Origin of the sequence: Citrobacter sp. S46_ASV_140 (genome assembly GCF_018919545.1) — a bacterium.
GTDB lineage: Bacteria > Pseudomonadota > Gammaproteobacteria > Enterobacterales > Enterobacteriaceae > Citrobacter > Citrobacter braakii.
The window spans coordinates 24,912-31,896 of record NZ_JAHLRC010000048.1 but is presented as its reverse complement, the minus strand read 5'-3'; the positions used below and the strand labels follow the sequence as shown (position 1 = coordinate 31,896).

The 6,985-nt window shown below is 55.6% G+C and carries 7 protein-coding genes; 4 read left to right on the top strand and 3 right to left on the bottom strand.

Translation table 11 applies throughout. The annotated features are described in order from the left end of the window. From KQJ19_RS13710 to nanQ, 4 genes are all read left to right on the top strand, one after another. The coding region (locus tag KQJ19_RS13710) for an MFS transporter (RefSeq protein WP_216403758.1) at window positions 1-728 on the top strand (728 nt) is incomplete at its 5' end. A gap of 47 nt (window positions 729-775) precedes the next feature. Continuing rightward, a complete protein-coding gene (locus KQJ19_RS13705; RefSeq protein WP_019077794.1) occupies window positions 776-1,465 on the top strand; it encodes an N-acetylmannosamine-6-phosphate 2-epimerase in 690 nt (229 codons plus the stop codon). After that, a complete protein-coding gene (nanK, locus tag KQJ19_RS13700; RefSeq protein ID WP_216403757.1) occupies window positions 1,462-2,331 on the top strand; it encodes an N-acetylmannosamine kinase in 870 nt (289 codons plus the stop codon). Before KQJ19_RS13705 ends, nanK begins: the two co-directional genes overlap by 4 nt. 2 nt (window positions 2,332-2,333) lie before the next feature. Further along, complete coding sequence (gene nanQ, locus KQJ19_RS13695; RefSeq protein WP_131380176.1) at window positions 2,334-2,801, top strand: N-acetylneuraminate anomerase; 468 nt, start codon at window positions 2,334-2,336, stop codon at window positions 2,799-2,801. Window positions 2,802-2,861: 60 nt separating this feature from the next. Here nanQ and KQJ19_RS13690 read toward each other — a convergent pair whose 3' ends face one another. The 3 genes from KQJ19_RS13690 to KQJ19_RS13680 all read right to left on the bottom strand — a co-directional run bounded on the left by KQJ19_RS13690 (window position 2,862) and on the right by KQJ19_RS13680 (window position 6,985). Beyond that, the gene (locus KQJ19_RS13690) at window positions 2,862-4,142 is read right to left on the bottom strand and encodes a cytosine deaminase (RefSeq protein ID WP_016157577.1); all 1,281 of its coding nucleotides are present in this window, start codon (window positions 4,140-4,142) and stop codon (window positions 2,862-2,864) included. Next, window positions 4,132-5,382, bottom strand: a complete 1,251-nt coding sequence (codB, locus tag KQJ19_RS13685) for a cytosine permease (RefSeq protein WP_047358527.1) — start codon at window positions 5,380-5,382, stop codon at window positions 4,132-4,134. The genes KQJ19_RS13690 and codB overlap by 11 nt, the downstream gene beginning before the upstream one ends. A gap of 184 nt (window positions 5,383-5,566) precedes the next feature. Next, window positions 5,567-6,985, bottom strand: coding sequence for a glutamate synthase small subunit (locus tag KQJ19_RS13680; protein ID WP_016154696.1), 1,419 nt, complete (start codon window positions 6,983-6,985; stop codon window positions 5,567-5,569).

Below are 6,985 nucleotides of genomic sequence, written 5' to 3'. Positions count from 1 at the left end.
GCCTGATATGCGCGTTTATCTTCATTAGTTTTATGGTGCAAAGCAGCGGGAAACGCTGGCCGACGGGCGTCATGCTGATGGTGGTTGTGCTGTTTGCCTTCCTTTACTCGTGGCCGATTCAGGCGCTGCTGCCAACCTATCTGAAAACCGAATTGCTGTATGACCCTTCCACTGTCGCCAGGGTGCTCTTCTTTAGCGGCTTTGGCGCGGCGGTCGGTTGTTGCGTCGGTGGTTTTCTTGGCGACTGGCTGGGCACGCGTAAGGCCTATGTCTGCAGTCTGCTGGCTTCGCAGTTGCTGATTATTCCAGTGTTTGCGATTGGCGGCTCAAACGTCTGGGTACTGGGTTTACTGCTGTTTTTCCAGCAAATGCTCGGTCAGGGGATCTCCGGGATCTTACCAAAACTGATTGGCGGCTATTTCGATACCGACCAGCGTGCGGCGGGTCTGGGCTTCACCTACAACGTGGGTGCACTGGGCGGGGCGTTGGCACCGATCATCGGTGCGCTGATTGCCCAACGACTGGATCTGGGCACCGCGTTGGGATCGCTCTCTTTCGGCCTGACATTTGTGGTGATCCTGCTGATTGGTCTCGATATGCCGTCTCGCGTACAGCGCTGGCTGCGGCCTGAAGCATTGCGTACGCATGATGCCATTGATGGCAAACCGTTTAGCGGGGCCGTGCCGTTTGGCGGCGACAAAAGCACCATGGTGAAATCCAAAAGTTAATCCGTTTGCCCGGTCCTGCACCGGGCAATAGTCATAAGGGAATAAGCATGTCGTTACTTGAACAACTGGATATCAAGATTGCCGCGAACGGCGGGCTGATTGTCTCCTGCCAGCCTGTTCCTGACAGCCCGTTAGATAAACCGGAAATTGTTGCGGCGATGGCGCTGGCCGCAGAACAGGCTGGCGCGGTGGCGTTACGCATTGAAGGGGTGGAAAACCTGAAAGCGACCAGGGCGGTAGTTTCGGTGCCGATTATCGGCATTCTCAAACGTGACCTTGATGACTCTCCGGTCCGCATCACCGCATATCTGGAGGATGTTGATGCGTTAGCGCAGGCAGGCGCTGACATCATCGCCATCGACGGTACCGATCGCGTACGTCCGGTACCTGTAGAAACCTTACTGGCACGTATTCATCATCACCAACGCCTTGCGATGGCTGACTGTTCGTCCATGGCGGATGGCATGGCCTGCCAGAAACTCGGTGCCGAAATCATTGGCACTACCCTTTCTGGTTATACCACGCCAGAAACGCCCGAAGAACCGGATCTGGCTCTGGTGAAGTCTTTAAGCGACGCGGGTTGTCGGGTGATTGCTGAAGGACGTTACAACACGCCAGCGCAGGCCGCTGAGGCGATGCGTCATGGCGCATGGGCGGTGACAGTCGGCTCAGCCATTACCCGGCTGGAGCACATTTGCCAGTGGTACAACACAGCGCTTAAAAAGGCGGTGCTATGACCACGCTGTCGATTGATATTGGCGGCACCAAACTGGCTGTCGCACTGGTAGACAGCAGCCTGCAAATCCAAGAGCGTCATGAATTGCCGACGCCCGCCAGCAAAACACCGGATGCTCTGCGTGCCGCGTTACAAGCACTGGTTGTGCCGCTACAGGGGCAGGCAACGCGGGTGGCGATCGCCTCAACGGGGATTATCCGCGACGGTTCTCTATTGGCGCTGAACCCGCACAACCTCGGCGGGCTGCTGCATTTTCCTCTGGTGCAAACGCTAGAAGATCTCACCGCTTTGCCGACGCTGGCAGTCAATGACGCGCAGGCCGCGGCGTGGGCTGAGTATCATGCGCTTGGCGGCGAGTACCGCGATATGGTGTTTATCACCGTCTCCACTGGTGTAGGCGGCGGGGTGGTAAGTGATGGGAAGCTGCTGACCGGGATTGGCGGTCTGGCCGGGCATCTGGGACATACGCTGGCTGATCCGCATGGGCCGGTGTGCGGTTGCGGGCGTGTGGGTTGTGTCGAGGCGATCGCTTCCGGTCGTGGGATCGCGGCTGCTGCCGAAGGCGCGCTTGCTGGATGCGACGCCAAAACCATTTTTAGCCGCGCCGGGCAGGGTGATGAGCAGGCCAGTCGGTTGATCCATCGTTCGGCACGTACTTTGGCAAGGCTTATCGCCGATGTGAAGGCCACGATCGATTGCCAGATTGTGGTGATTGGCGGCAGCGTGGGGCTGGCAGAAGGGTATCTAACGCTGGTGGAAAACTATCTGGCACAAGAGCCTTCGGCTTACCACGTAGAGTTACGGGCGGCGCATTACCGTCATGACGCTGGATTACTGGGGGCCGCGCTGTTGGCCCAGGGAGATTGATTATGATGTCAGCTGAGTTGCGTTCATTGCCTTCTGCCGGATTACATCCGGTTTTGCAGCAGGCGTTAACGCTGGCTGTTGCGGCGAATCCGCAGGAGAAAACGCCAGGGCGCTACGAGTTGCAGGGCGATAATATTTTTATGAATGTTATGCAATTTGCAACGCAGAGCCCGGAGCAAAAGAAAGCGGAACTGCACAGGGAGTACATTGATATTCAGGTGCTGTTATCTGGTGAAGAACGCATTCTGTTCGGGATGACTGATTCTGCTCGTCAGTGCGAAGAGATGCACGTTGAGGATGATTATCAGCTGTGTAGCCAGATTGCCGATGAGCAGGCGATGGTACTGAAGCCGGGAAGATTTGTGATTTTTATGCCGGGCGAGCCGCATAAGCCGGGCTGCGTGGTACAGGCTCCGATGGACATCAAAAAGGTGGTGATCAAGGTGCGCGCCAGTTTATTACACACCTGACGATGAGAGTGACGGTGTCGCATGGCAAGGCTTGCGCCATCCGACACCGGATATTACAACCTAGCGCTTAAACGTCACCGCTTCCGGCTGCGTCAGATGCAGCGTCGTTTGGCTCGGCACAGTCTCGGCAATGATTCGCCCGTGACGAATGGAATAACGTGCAGGCGTCTGGCGACGAACCGCGTCAAACCCATTCTCTGCCGGTAAAATCACCAGGTTCGCGGAATTCCCCACGCTCAGACCGTAGTCCTGCAGGTGCAGGGTTTTCGCGCTGTGGGTGGTGATCAGATTCAGGCCATCGTTAATTTGTCCGTATCCCATCAGCTGACACACATGTAACCCCATGTGCAGTACCTGCAGCATATTCGCGGTGCCCAGTGGATACCACGGATCGAAGACATCATCATGGCCGAAGCAGACGTTGATCTCCGCCTCCAGCATCTCTTTGACGCGTGTGACGCCGCGGCGTTTAGGATACGTGTCAAAGCGCCCTTGCAGGTGAATATTCACCAGTGGATTCGCGACAAAGTTAATGCCGGACATTTTCAACAGGCGGAAAAGACGGGAAGCATACGCGCCGTTATAGGAGTGCATTGCCGTAGTATGGCTGGCGGTCACGCGCTCGCCCATATTGTCGCGATGGGCCAGCGCCGCGACGGTTTCAACAAAGCGTGATTGCTCATCGTCAATTTCGTCACAGTGCACGTCGATAAGTCTGTCGTATTTTTGCGCGAGGGCGAAAATTTTGTGCAACGACTCCACGCCATATTCACGCGTAAATTCAAAGTGGGGGATAGCGCCAATGACGTCGGCCCCCAAACGCACGGCTTCCTCTAATAACGCTTCACCGTTGGGATAAGAAAGAATGCCCTCTTGCGGGAACGCGACAATCTGTAGCTCTACCCACGGAGCGACTTCTTGCTTCACCTCCAGCATGGCTTTCAGCGCGGTCAGCGTTGGGTCGGAAACGTCAACGTGAGTGCGAACATACTGAATGCCGTTGGCCATCTGCCACTTAAGAGTCTGCATGGCGCGCGCTTTCACGTCATCGTGAGTGAGCATTGCCTTACGTTCGGCCCAGCGCTCAATGCCTTCAAATAACGTACCAGACTGGTTCCAGCTCGGCTCCCCCGCGGTTTGCGTGGTATCCAGGTGGATATGTGGCTCTACGAACGGTGGGATTGCCAGGCCACCTTCGGCATCAAGCACTTCCCCCTGCGGCAACGTAGCTGCGTCCTGAGCCTCAATTCGGCTGAAGCGTCCGTTTTCAACCGTGAGCTGCCACAATCCTTCGCGTCCCTGTAAACGCGCCTGACGAATGGTGATGTTATTATTCTGCATGGCTGACCTCTGGTGATTTAGCAAGGCTGCGATTGAAAAGTGGGTTCAGCAGGATATAGCTGAATACGCCGCCGAGTACGGCGTTGACGGGTACGATACCGGGAATATAGTGACCGGCGGCAATGCCCAGTGCAACGGACAGGATAGCTATCCAGTTTACGGAAATAAATTGTGCTTTGCTGAAGTCGGCATATCGGCGATGGTTCAGCAGATAGTCGGCGATAATCACTCCACCAATTGGAGGAATCGCTGCCGACAAAAATGTCAGCCAACCGACAAAGTTATTGTAAAGCCACAGTGCGCACAGTGTGCCGATAATACCGTTAGCCACCGACAGCGAACGGCTGGAAAGGCCGGTAATATTGGCAAATCCCAAACCTGAAGCGTAGAGCGCATTGTCGTTGGTGGTCCAGATATTCAGGCCGAGCACCACAATCGCGGGCAGCAGCAGGCCCTGAGCAATCATCACGTCAGAGATGTCCGCCTGTCCAACAGCGGCGGCACCCGCAGCGCCGAAGATAAACATCAACGAGTTGCCAAGGAAAAATGCCACCATGGCAATCAGTACCGCACCTTTGGCGTTGCGGCCAAAGCGGACAAAGTCGGCGGTTAACGTGCCTGCGCTGATAAATGAGCCGACCACCAGCGCCAGTGCGGTGGAGAAATTCAGCGGTGTCTGCGGCACTATCGCTTTTAAATGGTCTAAACCGCCGACATCGCTCACCGCCAGCCAGACGGAGTAGCTGCCAAGAACGACGATGGCAGGTACGGCGATGATAGATAAAACGGTCAGCGCCGAGATGCCAAAAAAGATAGTCAGGGTCATCAACAGACCGGAAACCGCAATCAGAATATTGACGTCAATCCCCGTCGCTTTGCCAACCGGGATAGCAAACATGGCCACACCAACGCCAAACCAGCCTACCTGTGTACCGCCTAAGAGCAGTGAGGGAAGCCATGAACCTTTCAAACCAAATGAGTAACGTGCCAGAAGGTGGGTTGAGAGCCCTGTTTTTGCGCCGATAAAACCGAGAAATGCAGTGTAAATACCGAGGAGAAGATTACCGAAGAGAACTGCCAGGAAGAAATCATTATAGGAAAGACCGGTACCGAGTGTGCCACCGGTCCACATACTGGCGGAAAAAAATGTGAGTCCCAACATGACAAACGTTAGTGGAATCACGCCCTTCCGCGCCGCCAGAGGGACGGGGCCCTGGCTATAATTGTTGTCCTGCGACACAACGCCTCCATGAATTTTGCCCAAAAAATCCGCCGCATAATATACAGTTCTCAGAATAAAGCAAACGTTTCCGTATGTTTTTTTAGTTCTCTTTCACGGTGTTGATAGAGGGGAGAGGCAGGGGGGTTGCGAGGAATCTGGCATCTCATCAGCGTTTGAAGATGAGATGCCAGAAGACGCTTACTTACACTTCCAGGTAGTTCAGGATACCGTCTGCCGCTTTACGACCTTCGGCAATCGCGGTGACTACAAGATCCGAACCACGCACGATATCGCCACCAGCGAAGATTTTTGGGTTGCTGGTCTGGAAGGCGTTATCGCTGCGTTCCGGAGCAATAATACGGCCCTGAGAATCCAGCTCGACGCTGTGCTCTTTCAGCCACTCCATGCTGTGCGGGCGGAAGCCAAACGCCAGTACCACCGCATCAGCCGGAACAACGTGCTCGGAACCGGCGACGATCTCCGCGCGGCGACGCCCCTTCGCATCCGGTTCGCCCATTTCGGTGCGCGCCATTTTCACGCCGCACACTTTACCGTTGGCATTCACTTCCACGCCTAAAGGCTGGACGTTGAACTGGAACTCGACGCCTTCTTCACGCGCGTTTTTCACCTCGCGTTTGGAACCCGGCATGTTCTCTTCGTCGCGGCGATAGGCGCAGATTACGTGTGCCGCGTTCTGGCGAACCGAGGTCCGCACGCAGTCCATCGCGGTATCGCCACCGCCGAGAACAACGACGCGTTTGCCTTCCATGCTGATGTACGGCTCATCACTGCTTTCGCCAAATCCCATCAACTGTTTGGTATTGGCGATCAGGAACGGCAGGGCATCAAATACGCCGGAAGCGTCTTCGTTTTCCAGCCCACCGCGCATCGACTGATAGGTACCTACGCCAAGGAACACGGCATCGTAATCCTTCAGCAGATCGTTAAGCTGCACGTCGCGGCCCACTTCCACGTTTAGTTTGAACTCAATGCCCATACCGGTGAAGATTTCACGGCGACGGGTCATGACCTCTTTCTCCAGCTTGAATGCCGGGATCCCGAAGGTCAGCAGACCGCCGATTTCCGGGTGGCGGTCAAATACCACCGCCTTCACGCCGTTGCGGGTCAGCACATCAGCACAGGCCAGGCCCGCCGGACCTGCACCGATGATCGCCACGCGCTTGTCCGTCTGGCGAACGCCAGTCATATCCGGACGCCAGCCCATCTCGAACGCTTTATCGTTGATATAGCGCTCGATGTTGCCGATAGTCACCGCACCGAACTCATCGTTTAGCGTGCAGGATCCTTCACAAAGACGATCCTGTGGGCACACTCGGCCACAGACTTCCGGCAGAGTGTTAGTCTGGTGCGACAGTTCTGCCGCTTCAAAAATACGTCCCTCATTCGCCAGCTTAAGCCAGTTCGGGATGTAGTTATGTACCGGGCACTTCCACTCGCAGTACGGGTTGCCGCAGGAAAGACAGCGATCTGCCTGTGCTTTGGCCTGGCCTTCGGAAAACGGCTCGTAGATCTCGATAAATTCGATCTTACGGATCTTCAGCGGTTTCTTCGGTGGATCAACGCGCTGCAGGTCGATAAATTGGTATACGTTCTGACTCAT

What these genes read in the sequence shown, in the direction of transcription:
- KQJ19_RS13705 (WP_019077794.1), top strand. Translation starts at nt 776, where the DNA reads ATGTCGTTACTTGAACAACTGGATATCAAGATTGCCGCGAACGGCGGG.
- nanK (WP_216403757.1), top strand. Translation starts at nt 1,462, where the DNA reads ATGACCACGCTGTCGATTGATATTGGCGGCACCAAACTGGCTGTCGCA.
- nanQ (WP_131380176.1), top strand. Translation starts at nt 2,334, where the DNA reads ATGATGTCAGCTGAGTTGCGTTCATTGCCTTCTGCCGGATTACATCCG.
- KQJ19_RS13690 (WP_016157577.1), bottom strand. Translation starts at nt 4,142, where the DNA reads ATGCAGAATAATAACATCACCATTCGTCAGGCGCGTTTACAGGGACGC.
- KQJ19_RS13680 (WP_016154696.1), bottom strand. Translation starts at nt 6,985, where the DNA reads ATGAGTCAGAACGTATACCAATTTATCGACCTGCAGCGCGTTGATCCA.